Here is a 16,618-nt window from a genome sequence, read left to right on the forward strand (position 1 = left end):
TAACATTGTGATTATCCACAGGATAAACTTATAACACCAAGTCAATTTAAGCGATTGAATCTATAATGATTAAAATTCAACCAAAACAATATCAAGCTTTATGGAACCCGAATGAACGCAGAAAAAATACAGCAGTTTGCAATAAAGATCGCCCTCCAACAAAGTGAAGCAGAGCTATCTCATCCTTTTGGCCCACAATGTAATGTGATTAAAGTCTTTGACAAAATGTTCTTGTTAACAGGTGAAGTGAACCAACAAAAATTTATAAACGTCAAAATCAAACCTGATCAGGCAGATGAACTCAAAGAGTTATATCCCTCTATTCAGTCGGGTTATCACATGAACAAAAAACACTGGATTTCGATTTTTGAGGGTCAGAATATTGATGCAAAATTAATTGAAGATTTAGTCAAATCTTCCTATACCTTAGTGGTCAGTAAATTAAATAAAACACAAAAAATGCGTTTAAAACTTTTATCTGGCTAGTAGCTAAATCAATTAGAAACAATGAGCAGCATTAATGATTCATCACACTGCTCGATATATACTTTTATAAATACTTATTCTTCTGGGTATTCGAAACGATAGCCCACGCCGTAGACTGCCTGAATCCATTCATGACGATTTCCTGTATCTGCCGCTTCAGTGACTTTACGACGTAAATTTTTAATATGACTATCAATCACACGATCTGCAACATCAAAACTATCTGGATTAATATGATCTAATAATTGAGCACGAGAATAAACCTGCCCCACATGTTCCAAAAAAAGCTCTAATAAGCGAAATTCGGTAGGTGTTAAATTTAAGGATTTTTGTTGGTACCAGATTCGTTGTTGTGCCTTATCAATTCGAAATAAATCATTTTGTTCAGGTTCTGCTTTACGGTCTAAGCGGCGCAATACAGCTTGTACTCGAGCAACCAATTCTTTAGGACTAAATGGTTTACACACATAATCATCCGCACCCATATTTAAGCCAAGAACACGGTCAATTTCTTCAGTACGTGCAGTCACCATAATAATAGGTAAATCGGACTGTTCCCGAACTTTACGGCAAATCGTCAAACCATCCATGCGCGGCACCATCAAGTCCAATACCATTAAGCTTGGTTTACGCTGTAAAAAGCTATCATAAGCTTCCTGACCATCATGAAACATACTGACTTCAAAACCTGCTGCTTGCAGATAGTCACGTACCAGATGAGCCAGTTCAACCTCATCTTCAACCAACATTACATGTTTCATCGTCAATTATTCCTTATGTATGGACTGTGTTTTTGGAAAGGTCAAAATACAGCGCAGACCGCCCAATGGTGAATGTGCAAAACTTAAACTTCCACCTAAAGCCTGTGCTAGCTTACATGAAAGTGCCAACCCCAAGCCTGTGCCGCCCGTACTACGGGTACGGGAATCATCAACACGGTAGAAACGTTCACCCAGACGTTGCAAATGTTCATCATCTAAACCTAATGGGCTATCATCCACAATGATGCTCCAGTGCTGAATAGTTTCTTGCGTGTGGATATGAATCTGCCCACCCTGCTCCGTATATCGAACACTATTACTAAGCAAGTTGACCATAATTTGCTTAAAACGGTCTATATCTAATTGTAAAAGCGCGCCTTTACCTTCAACTGAAACTTTAAGCCCAGCCTGTTCGAACTTCGGCTTAAAGTTGTCGACTTCCTGCACGATAACATCCCATGGATTAACTTCGGCAAAGTAACATTTCAGTTGTTGTGCATCGGCCTGAGCCAAATCACCCAAATCCTGTGTGAGCTTTTTCAGACTGGTGATCTGGCGCATCATAGCATCCAAATGTTCAGGGCTCGCTTTACGAATACCATCCTGCATCGCTTCAATTTGTGCTTGCAGCACACTCAATGGAGTTTTTAATTCGTGTGATGTATCTGCAACCCATTGACGGCGCGATTGTTCATGCTGATCCAAAATAACAGCCAACTGATTTAATTGTGCTGCAAGATCACCCAGTTCATCGTTACGTTTAATAATAACCTGATGTTGGTAATTCCCTTGAGTCAACTCACGAGTTGCATTCAACAAACGCTGGATCGGCTTTTTAAAATAAGTCGCAAGTAACAAGGCTGCCACTAAACTTGCCAGAACAGAGAAGGTATAAATTAACAGTAAAAAACGTTTTTGATTACTAAAAAAGTTAATGCTTAAGGCATCATCCTGATCCAATACAGGTTTCAGTCCCAAATAACCAACGATTTGACTACCGACCATAATCGGTCGGAACGAGAGCTGTTCATTAGATGGCTCACCAACTACAAACTGATGATTAACATCATATAACGAAAGGCGTGAACTTAGACCCAGTCGGTCAGGCATGGAAATAAAGCGCTTTTTACCGTCTTGCGGCATCATGCCCGCCATTTCAGAAAGACGTGGGGGTCTATGAGGATCTTTATTTTTGTCGTTTGGACGAAACTGGTTTTGATTAGAACTAAGTGGAAACTTAAGTCCTTCAAAAGGCTGATATTCTGAAGGTAAATTATCTTCAATAAATTTGCGTTCTTGTTCATCCAGAATAGGACGATTGCGAAATTCAATATTATGTGAAAGTTCTGGGGAAAGACTCAACAAGGTTTGTTCTTTGAACATACGCTGTTGTAGCGCAATATCATACTGACGGCGTAACCACCAACGTGATAGACGATCATAATCATCTGGAGCAGCATCGCCTTCAATCTGTAAAATTTGCGCCTGAATCGCATTGCCCCAGTCATGATAAACGCTATAAACATTGCCCAAATTGGTAATGAGATGATCTAGCTTTTGCATTTCTACATCTGCCACATAACGAGCAAAATTTTTCTGCATCGTCCAATGTAAAACGCCCAGACTCACTGTCGTGATAACCAGTGTAGTCAATAGCACCGTTAGAAATAGACGCAAGGCGATTGGCACACGACGTATATTCAAAAGCGATCTCTCATTTTTCTTCTATATTCACTATTGTAGCGAACACTCACTCAAAAAACTCTCCATTGTTTCTTCATGTTTATTACTTAATCTTTATTACATGAAATCAACATAGATGTGGGGATCAAAATGAACAAATTATCTAAAATTGCAATGCTCGCTGCCACTGTAGTCACCATGGGAAGCCTAGCTGCCTGCCAATCGACTACAGCTCCACAAGAACCATCTGCACACCATATGATGGATGATGGACCTCAAGGCAAACATTTTATGAAACGCCATAAATTAACACCTGAGCAACGTGCAGAAATGCAACAACGTCGCGCTGAACGCCAAGCACAGTTTGAGCAAATTCAACAAGCGTGTGTAGGCAAAGCAACAGGACAGGCAATTCAAGTCAAAGTAGGTGATAAAACTATTGATGGTACCTGCCAACTTCGTTTTAAACCAAACAAAATGGATGATCGTATGGCTCCCCCTGCTCCAGCAGCACCAGTTAAAGCCTCATAAGCTAAATCTAATCTTAAAAAGACGCTTGAGCGTCTTTTTTTGTGGACACAACTTTTTACGTTTTTTGACTATTCCTTTCACTAAAAATTAGATAAAAGTGTTTACACTCAATGCACTTAGATATTTCAACAGCATTTTCTTTGACTTTACAGTCATGGATGTTCACCCGCAAATGCTTGTGCATGTAAATAAGTTGTTGCACGATGTAAAAGTAAAAGATGTGTCATCAGACACCGTTATCGTTGATTAGGATTATAACTCTGGTTTAACCAGTATTGAGGAACCCGATATGCCACAATACAAAGCGCCGCTACGTGATATGCAATTTGTTTTGCATGAATTATTAAATGCCGAAGAACACTATGCAAAACTCCCTGCATTTCAGGAAAACGTCAGCCGTGAATTGGTGGATCAATATTTAGAAGCCGCTGCGGATTTTTGTGAAAATGAACTTTCTCCACTAAATCAAGTGGGTGACCGCGAAGGTTGTACATGGAATGATGGCGTTGTAACGACACCAACAGGTTTTAAAGAAGCGTATCAAAAATATATTGAACTCGGTTTCCCTTCTCTTTCAGTTCCTGAAGAACATGGTGGTCAAGGTTTACCAGGTTCGCTAGGTACTGCTATTTCTGAAATGGTGGGTGCAGCAAACTGGGCATGGGGCATGTACCCTGGTCTATCTCATGGTGCTGTACGTACTATTGAGCATCATGGTTCTGATGAGCAAAAAGCAACTTATTTACCAAAACTAGTTTCTGGTGAATGGACTGGAACCATGTGCCTAACTGAATCTCATGCAGGTTCAGACCTTGGCATCATTCGTTCTAAAGCTGAACCAAATGAAGATGGTAGTTTTGCAATCTCTGGCGAGAAAATCTTTATCTCTGCTGGTGAACACGACATGGCTGAAAACATCATTCATATCGTGCTTGCGCGCTTACCTGGTGCCCCTAAAGGGACTAAAGGTATTTCATTATTTATCGTACCAAAATTCAATGTGAATACTGATGGTTCAATGGGTGAACGCAATGCAGTTCGTTGTGGTTCTATTGAACACAAAATGGGTATTCATGGTAACGCGACTTGCGTCATTAACTTTGACAATGCAAAAGGCTTCTTAATCGGACCTGAAAATCGCGGTTTACATGCCATGTTTACCTTCATGAACACTGCGCGTATTGGTACTGCTGTTCAAGGTTTATCTGCATCTGAATCATCGTTCCAAGGTGCATTGGCTTATGCCAAAGATCGTTTAGCGATGCGTGCTCTTTCTGGTCCTAAAGCGCCAGAAAAAGAAGCTGATCCAATTATTGTACATCCTGCTGTACGTAACATGTTATTGACTCAAAAAGCATTTGCGGAAGGTGGTCGTGCCCTTGTTTATTTCTTGTCTCAATATGCAGACGTAGTTGAGCAAGGTACAACCGAAGAAGAACGCAAATTTGCGGACAATATTCTTTCGTTATTGACTCCAATTGCTAAAGCATTCCTGACTGAAACAGGTTCAGAGTCAGCAAAACACGGTGTTCAAGTGTTTGGTGGTCATGGCTTTATTTCAGAGCATGGCATGGAACAAATTGTTCGAGATACGCGTATCTCTTGCCTGTACGAAGGAACCACTGAAATTCAAGCACTGGATTTGTTAGGTCGTAAAGTCCTTCAAACTCAAGGCGCGATGCTCCGTGATTTCACCAAAATTATTCATAAATTTGTTGAAACCAACAAAGACAATGCAGCCTTGAAAGAGTTTGTTGAACCTTTGGCAGCCTTGAATAAAGAATGGGGCGATCTCACCATGCAAATTGGTATGCGTGCGATGCAAAACCCAGATGAAGTTGGTGCAGCAGCAGTTGATTATCTATACTTCTCTGGTTATGTCACACTCGCTTACTTATGGGCACGTATGGCATTGGTTGCTCAGGAAGCTGTGGCTGCAGGAACAACAGATGTTGATTTCTACAACGCAAAAGTAACCACTGCACGTTTCTACTTCAAGAAAATCTTGCCACGTGTTCGTTCGCATGTAGATGTACTTTCAACAGGTCTTGAACCACTTATGGCATTAGATGCAGAACACTTTGCGTTCTAATCTAGACCTGCCTAACATGTGTGCATGAGTGAAAACAATTGCATACTAATAAAAAAGGACTGATCAGTTTTGACAGTCCTTTTTTTGACGAATCAATGTTAAATTAATGCCAATCAAAACATACTGATGAATTACATTTTCTGTGTAATATTAGACACATAAATGTAAAAAGAACAAAGGTGAAAAACGATGCCAATTTACAACGCTCCCCTTGCAGACATGCGCTTTATCTTAAATGACGTATTCAAAGCAGAACAATTCTGGCAGGCCAATGAAAATCTGGCTCATATTGATGCTGCAACTGCTGAAGCCATTTTAGAAGAAATGGCTAAATTTGCACAAAACGTAACTTTGCCCTTAAACCGTACTGGTGATGAAGAAGGCGCACGTTATGAAAACGGCAATGTCTTTACCCCTGCTGGCTTTAAAGATGCATTTCAGCAATATGTTCAAGGCGGCTGGATTGGTTTAGGTGCAGATGAAGAATGGGGCGGTCAAGGCATGCCAAAAATGCTGACTGTTCTTGCCGACGAAATGCTATTCGCCACTAACCCATCATTTATGCTCTATCCGCTTCTTTCCGTGGGTGCAGGCATGGCACTTAACAGTTATGCATCGCAAGAGCAAAAACAAACCTATTTACCAAAAATTTATTCGGGTGAATGGTCTGGAACCATGTGCTTAACTGAGCCACATGCAGGTACAGATTTAGGAATTATTAAAACCAAAGCAGAACCAAATGCAGATGGTACCTATAACATTACAGGTACTAAAATCTTCATTACAGGTGGTGATCACGATCTTGCTGAAAATATCATTCATCTGGTATTAGCTAAAACACCTGATGCACCAGCAGGCTCACGTGGTATTTCACTATTTATCGTACCGAAATTTATGGTCAATGAAGATGGTTCAGTGGGTGAGCGCAATGCTGTTGGTCCAGGTTCGATTGAACATAAAATGGGGATCAAAGCCTCTGCTACTTGTGTCATGAATTTTGACGGTGCCAAAGGTTTCCTTGTCGGTAAGGAAAATGAAGGGCTTGCTGCTATGTTCGTCATGATGAACTATGAGCGTTTATCGATGGGGATTCAGGGTCTTGGCGCATCTGAATTTGCCTACCAAAATGCTGCTCAATATGCGACAGATCGTTTACAGGGTCGTAGTGCGGCAGGTGTACAATCTCCAAATAAACCAGCAGATAGTATCTTAGTCCATGGCGATGTCCGTCGCATGTTGCTTAATGCACGTGCCAACAATGAAGCATCACGTGCTTTTGCAGTGTATGTGGGGCAACAACTCGACATCACCAAATTTTCAACTGATGCAGAAGCCGTTAAAAAAGCCAATAACCGAGTTGCCCTGCTGACACCTATCGCGAAAGCATATCTAACAGATACCGCATTCCAAGCCACCTTAGATGCACAAATGTGTTTTGGTGGGCATGGTTATATTCGTGAATGGGGCATGGAACAATGTATTCGTGACCTCCGTATTTCACAAATTTATGAAGGTACCAATGGCGTTCAGTCACAAGATTTAATTGGTCGTAAAACCATTAAATCTGGCGGTACATTTATTGCTGAATATATTGCAGAAATTCGTGATTTTGCCAACACACTCAGTGCTGACCTTAATTTCATAAAAGATGCAACGCTAGATGCAGCCACTGAAGTCGAAGCAGTGACCCAGTTTATTTTAGAACAAGCAGCAGAAAATGTAGATTTTCCAAATGCAGCAGCCGTTGATTATTTACACGCTGTTGGCTTACTCAGCTTTGCCTATATGTTTGCCAAGATGTCAGCCGCAGCTCAAGAAAAATCGGGTGATTTCTATCAAAATAAACTTTCTCTTGCTCAGTATTTTGTGACTCGAATCCTGCCTGAACTTGAAACACGCATCAAAAAAATTGAAGCGGGTTCTGAGTTAGTGATGAGTTTTAGTGAAGATTATTTTACCACTCAATCCTAATTGATTCTCTCAAACTAAAACGCCTGATTCATCAGGCGTTTTTTTATACGTTAATGATTTAAATCCAGTCGTCATGTGCATGAAATTTGCTTGATATTTAATAATCATTATTCATCAACATAAGAGCGATAACATGGCAACATCCAAGTCTCCTAAAAATATAGAAGCATTTCTGGATAAGCTCGGTAATCGTGCCGTTGAAGCTTTTCATTATATCGCTTTGTTCATTATTGGCTGTATGGTGGCGTGGTCAGCTATTCATACCACTATCGATATTTTTACAGTTAAAAAATATGCCACGATTGACGATATTTTATTGTTATTTATCTATTTAGAGTTGGGGGCAATGGTTGGAATTTACTTTAAAACCAATCATATGCCTGTGCGTTTTTTGATTTATGTTGCAATTACAGCACTGACTCGCTTACTCATTTCCGATATTCAGCATAACCATCAGGCAGACGTTGATTTATTAATTGTGACAGGTTCCATTCTAATCTTGGCCATCGCGATTTTGATCGTACGTTATGCCTCATGGCATTATCCATCCGTAATTCGGGATAAACATCAGGAACGACCATTAGCCAAAGGTCAAACACCTAGACCTGAAGATGATGAATTAGCATAAAAAAACCACTATCCTGCTCAGATAATGGTGTTTTGAGAAAAATTTGTATTAATGCCCACCAAAAAGAATCTGGGCAATAATTCCTGTTGCAACAGCCACTAGCACATAGCGTCCATCAATATATGCCCAACGATGTTGTGGCGGGGGTGGTGGAAGCTGATGGTCATACCAGTTATTGACATAATAACGCTCTGACAAATATTGCGGCGGTAAACGATAACCTGGACGGAAATCATGAACTCGGTAATATCGTGGCGGTGGTGGTGCATAATAGTAACGATTTTCAATCACCCTAGGTGGCGGTGGTCCATAAGCTCGCCACTCATGATTATGCCAATTTTCATGTCGATCTGGTCCGCCATGATAATGCCCCCAACCATGTCCACCCCAATCTGGAGGTGGTGGATCAGCCATTGAAAGTGTGGATACACCAAGCATGCACACACAAAGTGAAACGGAAATGATCCTTTTCATATCCAGTTGTCCGCAGTAACACCAAGTCTAAAGTGTAGAAAATGCTCTGGGAGAAATAATGGATAAAATGAGCGTATCTGCAATCAATTGTTATGATTTTAGTGGGTTGTAATACGCTTCATATTTCATTGTAAATTAACTTAAAAAAACTCCATAAATACGAGTAAAGATCACGATCAGATCGATATGATAAAACCAATTTTTCACGAATCAATGGAGAAATAAAATTAAATCTTTTTATAGAATATGAAAATATCACTTCGATTAGCGTAAAAACATAAAGGATCAATTAATTTTGAAATTTTCAAAAAAAAACCCACCGTCATAACGATGGGATTAAGCATCTTTAGTCTCATTTAACGAACAGCATAAATACGATGGTTACTGCTTGATACCAGTAAATAGCGACCATCTGCCCTTACCCAATGATAGCCACGCGGTGGTGCAGATAACCGTGAATTACGCCAATTTGACACGTAATAACGGTTGTCACGATATTGATAAGGTAGGCGATCACCTTTTCTAAAATTAGTATAGCGATCCCGATCATAATGTGAGTTTGACCATTTTGATGGCGCTTTAGATGGAGGTGGTGCTTGGTGATAGTGATGATCTACGCCACGATATTGATTCCAGTCATTTGGTGCTGCCATACTGGTTGCAGAAATACCCAAAGCCAGTGCAGCAAGTGTCATCTTCATTGATAAGTTCATGAGTTCATCCTCTTTTTGTCTGTCTTCAGATTAGGCGACAGTCAAGGAGAAAGCATGGATGAAAACGGCGAGTTTGCTAAAGATTGTAAGTCTGCTTTCTTAAAGATGAAGAATATGTAACAAAGCATGATCGAGTTTCATATTAAATTAACGTACGACTTCAATACGAAAACTATCATCTGAAATAAGTAAATAATGGCCGCCTACCGAATACCAGCGAGTCCCCCATGGCGGATCATAAAGCTGATGTCCAGACCAGTCATTGATATAGTACTGATCATTACGATATTCGATAGGTAGCGTATTACCGCGAACAAAAACATATCGTTCAGTTCGATACTCATATTGGGTGTTGGGTTGATAGTGATATTCGATATAACTGCCGTGGCGAGGTCGCTGAGGATACTCAGGATACTGACCACCCCAATTATGTGGTGGCCGATGCCCATGAGGAGGTGGCGGTGGTCGATTCCACTGCGGTGGTCTTGATGGTGCTTTAGGACGTTCTACACCACGATAATTTCCCCATTGGTTTTCAGCCATACTTACAGTTGAGAGACTGAGTAAGATTGCGCCAATACAGGCATATACACCATAAATACGCATCGTATTGCCCTTCTTATTTTTGATCTTTCTATTATTTTAGCTTAAAAAACCGACATCATCTGCATCATAAATGTAGGTTTTGTTTAAAGTTGGGCTTGGTGAAGTCACCAGCATTTCTTTGTTGAAAAAGCCGTTATACTAACGATTCATTGTATGACTGGATATGATCTTGTGGCTGAATTAAGTTTTGAACGCCTTTATCAGTTTTTTAGTAAAGTACCAAGCATTCAGGAAAGCCGAATCGATGCACATGGCTCAGATGGCAAAGATGCTTGGTGGTTTAAATTTCATATTGATATCGAACATCCTTTGGCTTGGCAAACCGTACAAGAACTGGGACATATACTCAATTATTTATCGACCAATGAACGTCTACCGACCCAATTTTTTCCAGTTTCACCTCCCCCTTATATGAACGGTGGGCCTAAAGAATTTTTAGCATGGATTATTCAGTGTAATCATCCAGATTTTACGCCAGATGCTGTTTGCGACTGGCTAGAAGCGCGTTTACCAACGCCAGTAGAAGATGAAAATCAGTGGAAAATTGCAACTGACTTAACTGGACTGGATGAACTCACTGCCAAAGAACTAGATGAACTTATTCCACCCACGCATTAAACAATAAAAAAAGAGAGGATTTATTTCCTCTCTTTTCATTAGCTATCTGATTTATCTTTGTCAGATGAGTCTTGCTGAACTAAAAAGTAGAAAGCCCAGACCACTCCATAAACCGATAAGTCCAATATTTAAGCTTGGATTCATCTGCATATTTTGCATAATCAACACTCATTTGACGACCCTCCAGATTTGACCAAGTCGTATTAAAATAATGTTCAGCATTTTGAAAAACATCTGCCTGAGCAGTGCCTTTAACCAAAAAATCAGTTTCAAGATTGTAGTTTTTCAAATTACGGGCCGTAAAATTGGCCGACCCTAAAATCATTTCAGCCTGCGATGGATTAGATTTAATGATCATCTTGCTATGACATTGTTCCCCATGAGTATCACACCAACGCACAGGAACGCCTGCTGCATGTAACTCTGAAGCCACCTGACGATTTGGAATGCCATTTTTCTGACGACCAAAGGCATCTTTATTCGGATCAAGTAGAATGCGCAATTTCACGCCACGCTTTTGAGCAGCTTTTAATTCCTTAATGATTTGACGTTCTGACAAATAGAACATTGCAAGATCAATCTGTTCATTGGCTTTTGCACTTTGAATCAGCTCCACCACTGCATGATAAATTGCAGCCTCTGTCAGAACCTGTACTTGTGGTGCGTTATTACTGGCATTGATTTCACCCATGATCATCACAGGAGAAGAACCTTCTGACATTTGTGCCACACTTTGTTCAGTTCTAAGCACATCCATGGCAGTTGGGCCAGAAACCACTAAGGCAACATTAGAATGCCGTGAGCTACCATCATGCGGATTGGCTGAAGTCACCAAAGATTTCCATCCCTGATCCGTATCAACAACCAAGGTCTTACGATGATTTGCTTTAAAATTTGCCAATTGCAAATAACTGCGTAAAGTAATTTTTTCCTTTCCAAATGGATTAGGCAACCATCCCTTTTCAGGATTATTCCCTAAATCCTGACAACAGATATACCAAAAACCAGACCATAAAGGATTTGATGCACGTAATGGTGTCAAATTGCTTTCGATCACATCAATGCCTGCTTGACGTAACTGTCGATAATGTTCAGACAAAACCCCGCCATAAACCGAGTTAATCGGGTCAGTGATTAGGGTAATTTCAACATTCGGCGATTCACGACGTTTCTGAATAAGGGCTTGAGTAAGTTGCTCTGATAAAGGCCGCTGTGCCAGTTTAGATTCGCCTGTTTCTGAATTAAATAAAAACATGTCCAATACAATCGTCGTTTTCGCCTGATGTATCAGATTTAAAATCTCATCAAAAATCTGATGATCTTGCTGCTGCTGACCTTGTGCATCCAGATAAGTCTGATCTGCAAAAAAATTGACATCAGCATGGCGTAATTTACCCGTAAAATTTAAACCTTCGGGTAAAGGTTTATAGACATGATAAATTGCTGATGAGATATAACCCAAAACAAAGATACCAGCAATTAAAACAACATAGTGCCGACCAGACCAATTCAGTTTTTTGTGAATTCGTTGAAAAATACGCATAACAAACAACCTAAACAATTAGGTTCAGGCTAGAGTTTATTTCCTTATTTTTCAAGACACATTTGGTTAAATTGGCTCATCTCAAGCTGCAAAAACACAAAAGGAAGACTTCACGTCTTCCTTCAGGTAAAAATATTAAAGATTTAAAAATTAAAATCGACACCTACACTGAAGTTTCGACCTATTTGTGGCACATCAGAGAGGAAAGATTCGTGTAAATAGACTTTACTATCGAGCAGATTATTGGCTTTGGCATATAACTGGTAGCCTGTTTTTTGATTCAACTGCCCCTGATAACCTAAGCCTAGATTTACCATGTTATAACTCTTGCCTTCGGTTTCGTAGTTGGCAATATCATCCTGATGAAAGACATGATAGTACTCGGCTGTACCAGAGTACCCTTCACCAAAATCTGCCTTAATACGTGTGCCAATTCGCCCACCAGGAATACGCGGTGCATTGCCGTTATCATCGAGCTTGGCACGCACATAATCACCAAATAAGCCTGCATTATAGCGCGCACTCATCTGGTAGCTAATATCACCATCAACGCCATAAAAACGTGCATCTGTTTGGTCATAATGTATAGAACGAAAATCTCCCTTACGGTCGATCGTATTTGCATAGATAAAGTTATCAAACCAATTATGGTAAACAGTTAAGTTGTACTGAAGCTCGTCTTGGTCGCCATGAAAACCCAAATTAATATTATTGGATTTTTCTTGTGTTAATTCATCATTACCAAATTCGAAACTTTTTGTGGGTCCATGTAATCCTCCATTAGAATATAATTCCTGAGCCATTGGAGAACGTTCTTGATGTGATGCATCAAGTGAAATTTTATGATTCGGTGTAAATTCCCAAGCGGTTTCACCTGCAACAGAATAGGCGGTACCATTAAAGTTTTTCTGATCTGAATCTACACTTGTATCTTGATGATCAATACGTGTAGAGAGTTTGGTCGTAACTGGACCAAACTGTTTTGTCTGTAAGGCAAATAAGCTGTAACGTTCGGTGTCTGTGGGTGCCATCAGCGCTTCTTCGCCATCAATGGTCAGTTTTTGGCGAGTAAATTGTGCGCCCACTTGACCATTCCAACCCGCCCATGGATTATTGTCTAAAACAATACGCACATCTGTACCTGTACTATGAAAAAGTGTAGCTGGCGTATCACCATCCATTTCTTCATGTTGATACGTCGTGTGGTTCGCCTGAGCCGTTAAGCGGCTAAATCCTACAAATGGGTCATTCAATTGAGTTTTAACGTCATAACGCTTTTGTTTTAAATTAATCCACGATGAACTTACATCCTCACCATCATCCTCATGTTCTGCAGGAATGGTCAACATCATGTTGTGGTCAGGTTCCCAGTCTGAATCGACATCTCCAGGAATACCATATTTATCATGACGTTCACTATAGGAAAATCCTGTATAACCACGATCATAAATCCATGACAAGCCTGCATGGTAATCATTGGATTTAGCAAAAGTGCTTTGTTCACGGCGTGAATCATTTTGTAGATCATTCGGTAAAATATAGTTATTGGCATCGCGTTTGACAGCACCCAAATTTAAAGCGACCTGACGTCCCAAACCGATTGTAGTATCACCCGAATAAACCAAACCATCATCACCCGTGTTATAACGCGCACCAATACGCCCTTCATAGCCATTTTCTGGCATTTTTTCAGGAATTTTATGATCGATCACATTGACCAAACCACCAACAGAACCCGCACCATAAATTAATGTTTCAGGGCCTCTAAGGACTTCGATCTGATCTGCCGAATTGGGATCGACCGTGACTGCATGGTCAGGTGAAACCGAAGAAACATCCAGTGGATCACCGCCATTTTGAGTAATCTTGACACGTGCTCCATCCTGACCTCGGATCACAGGGTGGCTTACGCCCCCCGTGTATTGAGCTGAATAGATACCTGCCTGACCATTTAAGACATTGCCAATCGTAGTTCCACCCTGAACCAATTGATCTTTCCCGACGACCGTGTCACCTGCTGCATGATCGAGATGATCTTTTGGCGTAGACTGAGCTTGCAATTCAATTGTAGGTAAATCATTGACATCGACTTCCTGTTGAGAATTTTGCGCAAAAGCATGTTGTATAGACAAAGAAAGAATAGAAAGTGCAAATATATGTGTTTTTTTAAACATGATGATCATCCAGATGCTAATCACATGTTACGTTATAATATATTATATATTTTTCAAGAGAATTCAGGGCCGTATCATTATTTCCATTAGCAATATGACTTTTATGGTTTCGACAATAAATTAAGTCAAATTTAAGCAAAAGATGAATGAAACAATATAACATTTCAAAAACATGGAGCCTATATATAATAGGCTCCATGTGAATATTTAAAAACCACTGCTTTTAGAAACTAAAATCGATCCCCAACGTAAAGTTTCGTCCAACTTGAGGGATGTTGGATAGAAACGATGCATGGTTATACACTGTTTCATCTAGCAGGTTATTGGCTTTTAAATAAACCCGATAATCCGTTTTATCACTGGCTCGTGCTGCATAGGCGACACCTAGATTCACCATGTTATAGCCTTCTGTCTCAGTTTCATAAGCGGCAATTCTGTCTTGTTTAAACACGTGATAATACTCTGCCATTCCAGAAAAACCGTCTCCAAAGTCCGCATCAAAACGTGTTCCTAAACGTCCTCCAGGCATACGTGGTGCATCACCTTCAGCATCAATTTTTCCGCGAACATAATCTCCAAACAACGTTGTTTTATAGCGTGGAGAAAGTTGATAAGAGATTTCACCTTCTACCCCATAAAAACGTGCTTCATCTTGTGTGTATTGCACAAGTCGAAAGTTCTCATAACGATCCAGTGTACGAGCATAGATATAGTCATCAAACCAGTTATGGAATACATGTACATGATAATTCAGTGTGTCCGTATCATAATGAAACCCCAGTTCGATATTATTGGATTTTTCTGGGTTTAGGTTTTCATTGCCAATTTCATAAGTATTGGTGGCTAGATGTTTACCGTTGGCATAAAGCTCTTGTGCCAGTGGCATACGCTCCTGATGCGAAGCGACTAATGACAATTTATAATTCGGCGCAAATAACCAATTGGCTGCACCTGAATAAGAAAAAGTATGGTCATCATAATCTTTTTGCGACGAATCAATATCAATTTGTTGCTGATCAAAACGTGCTGACACTTCAAAATGTACATCTTTCCACTGCGTATGTTCTAAAGCAAATACGCTCCATTTATCCGTAGTACTCGGCCCTGCAAAGATTGACTCTTCACCCGTAATATCCAGCTTTTGACGACCAAATTGTGTACCTAATACTCCTTCCCACATACCAATCGGCTGATGCACCAACTCTAAACGAGCATCATAACCTGTACTTTTAAATGTCGTTGCAGCTTCACCTTCTTCAATTTCGTCATGTTTATAGTCTGTATAACTGGCCTGTGCCCGTAACTTTTTAAAGCCTGCAAACGGATCATCTAGCTCTGTTCTAAAATCATAACGTTCAGATTTGAGGTCGACCCACGGGCCAGCATGATCGTGATCATGTCCATCCTCATCATGATCATGCCCGTCGTGATCATGCTCTTCATCATGCCCACCACAATGCAGATGTGTACCATGCGGATGACAGCTTTCATACTCATGACTATGACCCGGTAAACCGTATTGATCCTGACGATTGGTATAAGAAACTCCAGTAAAACCTCGATCATAGATCCATGACAAACCCACACTGACGTTATCTGATTTGGCGAAGGTATTATCGACTCGACGCTCTCTTTCACCCTCATGAACATAATCAGGTGCAATATAATTGTTAGCATCACGCTTTAAACCTTCAATACGTAGCGCGACCTGATCCCCCAAACCAACTGTAACTCCCGCAGCTCCTAACTTTTCATCGCTACCTGTGTTATAGCGCAGTCCAATCTGCCCCTCATATCCACCTTCAGGCATTTGAGTTGGAATTTTACTATCGGTAACATTCACTAACCCACCCACTGTACCTGCACCGTACAGTAAAGTTGAGGGCCCTCGAACAATTTCAACCTGCTTTGCCAAAATTGGATCGACTGTTACTGCGTGATCGGGAGATAAAGTTGAAACATCCATCGTTTCAGAGGCATTGTCTAAAACTTTCACACGCGCACCATCTTGCCCACGAATAACGGGACGACTTGCACCTGGCCCAAACTGATTGGAATAAACCCCAACCTGTTGACTTAAAGCTTCACCAATTGTTGCACCACCCTGCCGCAATTGATCATTCTTAATAATATTGTCAGCAGCCGCATAATCCACAGCACTTTGCACCAGAGGATGTGCGCTAACTTCGATAGTTTCTAATTTTTGTATCTCAGTCTGTTGCTCTGCTGCGTGTGTTCCTGTGCAGATCATTGCAAATATCGACACAGTCAGTGCATTCTTTTTAAAGAACATATAAAGCCTCGGATTCTTAAAATCTTAAAATCTTCTTAATTTTTG

The 16,618-nt window shown here is 40.4% G+C and carries 14 protein-coding genes; 6 read left to right on the forward strand and 8 right to left on the reverse strand.

What is annotated here, in order from left to right:
* Positions 1-111 precede the first annotated feature (111 nt).
* Positions 112-486, forward strand: coding sequence for an MmcQ/YjbR family DNA-binding protein (locus A7A69_RS04060; RefSeq protein ID WP_152876368.1), 375 nt, complete (start codon positions 112-114; stop codon positions 484-486).
* A 74-nt stretch (positions 487-560) separates the two neighbouring features.
* On the opposite strand, the gene A7A69_RS04065 is transcribed toward A7A69_RS04060, so the two are convergent.
* Positions 561-1,247, reverse strand: a complete 687-nt coding sequence (locus A7A69_RS04065) for a response regulator (RefSeq protein WP_120369993.1) — start codon at positions 1,245-1,247, stop codon at positions 561-563.
* A 6-nt stretch (positions 1,248-1,253) separates the two neighbouring features.
* Positions 1,254-2,951 carry a sensor histidine kinase efflux regulator BaeS gene (baeS, locus tag A7A69_RS04070; protein WP_152876369.1) on the reverse strand — a complete coding sequence of 566 codons (1,698 nt, stop codon included), beginning with the start codon at positions 2,949-2,951 and terminating at the stop codon, positions 1,254-1,256.
* Between the two features lie 129 nt (positions 2,952-3,080).
* Here baeS and A7A69_RS04075 point away from each other — a divergent pair, with 129 nt between their 5' ends.
* The 4 genes from A7A69_RS04075 (at position 3,081) to A7A69_RS04090 (ending at position 8,152) form a co-directional block, all read left to right on the forward strand.
* Positions 3,081-3,461: a hypothetical protein gene (locus tag A7A69_RS04075; RefSeq protein ID WP_152876370.1), complete on the forward strand. Its 381-nt coding sequence runs from the start codon at positions 3,081-3,083 to the stop codon at positions 3,459-3,461.
* A gap of 289 nt (positions 3,462-3,750) precedes the next feature.
* On the forward strand, positions 3,751-5,553 hold the full coding sequence (locus tag A7A69_RS04080; RefSeq protein WP_120369996.1) for an acyl-CoA dehydrogenase C-terminal domain-containing protein: 1,803 nt from the start codon (positions 3,751-3,753) through the stop codon (positions 5,551-5,553).
* 189 nt (positions 5,554-5,742) lie between these two features.
* On the forward strand, positions 5,743-7,524 hold the full coding sequence (locus A7A69_RS04085) for an acyl-CoA dehydrogenase C-terminal domain-containing protein (protein WP_152876371.1): 1,782 nt from the start codon (positions 5,743-5,745) through the stop codon (positions 7,522-7,524).
* Positions 7,525-7,657: 133 nt separating this feature from the next.
* A complete protein-coding gene (locus tag A7A69_RS04090; RefSeq protein WP_120369998.1) occupies positions 7,658-8,152 on the forward strand; it encodes a phosphate-starvation-inducible protein PsiE in 495 nt (164 codons plus the stop codon).
* A 48-nt stretch (positions 8,153-8,200) separates the two neighbouring features.
* Here A7A69_RS04090 and A7A69_RS04095 read toward each other — a convergent pair whose 3' ends face one another.
* The 3 genes from A7A69_RS04095 to A7A69_RS04105 form a co-directional block, all read right to left on the reverse strand.
* Positions 8,201-8,626, reverse strand: a complete 426-nt coding sequence (locus tag A7A69_RS04095) for an RcnB family protein (RefSeq protein WP_152876372.1) — start codon at positions 8,624-8,626, stop codon at positions 8,201-8,203.
* Positions 8,627-8,982: 356 nt separating this feature from the next.
* A complete protein-coding gene (locus A7A69_RS04100; protein ID WP_152876373.1) occupies positions 8,983-9,339 on the reverse strand; it encodes an RcnB family protein in 357 nt (118 codons plus the stop codon).
* Positions 9,340-9,486: 147 nt separating this feature from the next.
* Positions 9,487-9,945 (reverse strand): RcnB family protein, encoded by a 459-nt coding sequence (locus A7A69_RS04105; RefSeq protein WP_152876374.1) that lies wholly within the window; start codon positions 9,943-9,945, stop codon positions 9,487-9,489.
* A 171-nt stretch (positions 9,946-10,116) separates the two neighbouring features.
* On the opposite strand from A7A69_RS04105, the gene A7A69_RS04110 reads away from it, so the two are divergent.
* Entirely contained in the window at positions 10,117-10,563 is a 447-nt protein-coding gene (locus A7A69_RS04110) for a hypothetical protein (protein WP_120370077.1), read from the forward strand.
* A 79-nt stretch (positions 10,564-10,642) separates the two neighbouring features.
* Here A7A69_RS04110 and A7A69_RS04115 read toward each other — a convergent pair whose 3' ends face one another.
* The 3 genes from A7A69_RS04115 to znuD (A7A69_RS04125) form a co-directional block, all read right to left on the reverse strand.
* On the reverse strand, positions 10,643-12,106 hold the full coding sequence (locus tag A7A69_RS04115; protein WP_152876376.1) for a phospholipase D family protein: 1,464 nt from the start codon (positions 12,104-12,106) through the stop codon (positions 10,643-10,645).
* Positions 12,107-12,249: 143 nt separating this feature from the next.
* Positions 12,250-14,280 carry a zinc piracy TonB-dependent receptor ZnuD gene (gene znuD, locus A7A69_RS04120; protein ID WP_152876377.1) on the reverse strand — a complete coding sequence of 677 codons (2,031 nt, stop codon included), beginning with the start codon at positions 14,278-14,280 and terminating at the stop codon, positions 12,250-12,252.
* Positions 14,281-14,503: 223 nt separating this feature from the next.
* A complete protein-coding gene (znuD, locus tag A7A69_RS04125) occupies positions 14,504-16,573 on the reverse strand; it encodes a zinc piracy TonB-dependent receptor ZnuD (protein ID WP_152876378.1) in 2,070 nt (689 codons plus the stop codon).
* Positions 16,574-16,618 lie beyond the last annotated feature (45 nt).

Origin of the sequence: Acinetobacter guerrae (assembly GCF_009372255.1) — a bacterium.
Lineage (GTDB): Bacteria > Pseudomonadota > Gammaproteobacteria > Pseudomonadales > Moraxellaceae > Acinetobacter > Acinetobacter guerrae.

Excerpts from the sequence above, each read along its gene's own strand:
- A7A69_RS04100 (WP_152876373.1), bottom strand. The coding sequence starts at position 9,339 with ATGAACTTATCAATGAAGATGACACTTGCTGCACTGGCTTTGGGTATT.
- A7A69_RS04090 (WP_120369998.1), top strand. The coding sequence starts at position 7,658 with ATGGCAACATCCAAGTCTCCTAAAAATATAGAAGCATTTCTGGATAAG.
- A7A69_RS04105 (WP_152876374.1), bottom strand. The coding sequence starts at position 9,945 with ATGCGTATTTATGGTGTATATGCCTGTATTGGCGCAATCTTACTCAGT.
- A7A69_RS04060 (WP_152876368.1), top strand. The coding sequence starts at position 112 with ATGAACGCAGAAAAAATACAGCAGTTTGCAATAAAGATCGCCCTCCAA.
- A7A69_RS04080 (WP_120369996.1), top strand. The coding sequence starts at position 3,751 with ATGCCACAATACAAAGCGCCGCTACGTGATATGCAATTTGTTTTGCAT.
- znuD (WP_152876378.1), bottom strand. The coding sequence starts at position 16,573 with ATGTTCTTTAAAAAGAATGCACTGACTGTGTCGATATTTGCAATGATC.
- znuD (WP_152876377.1), bottom strand. The coding sequence starts at position 14,280 with ATGTTTAAAAAAACACATATATTTGCACTTTCTATTCTTTCTTTGTCT.
- A7A69_RS04075 (WP_152876370.1), top strand. The coding sequence starts at position 3,081 with ATGAACAAATTATCTAAAATTGCAATGCTCGCTGCCACTGTAGTCACC.
- A7A69_RS04115 (WP_152876376.1), bottom strand. The coding sequence starts at position 12,106 with ATGCGTATTTTTCAACGAATTCACAAAAAACTGAATTGGTCTGGTCGG.
- A7A69_RS04065 (WP_120369993.1), bottom strand. The coding sequence starts at position 1,247 with ATGAAACATGTAATGTTGGTTGAAGATGAGGTTGAACTGGCTCATCTG.
- A7A69_RS04095 (WP_152876372.1), bottom strand. The coding sequence starts at position 8,626 with ATGAAAAGGATCATTTCCGTTTCACTTTGTGTGTGCATGCTTGGTGTA.
- A7A69_RS04085 (WP_152876371.1), top strand. The coding sequence starts at position 5,743 with ATGCCAATTTACAACGCTCCCCTTGCAGACATGCGCTTTATCTTAAAT.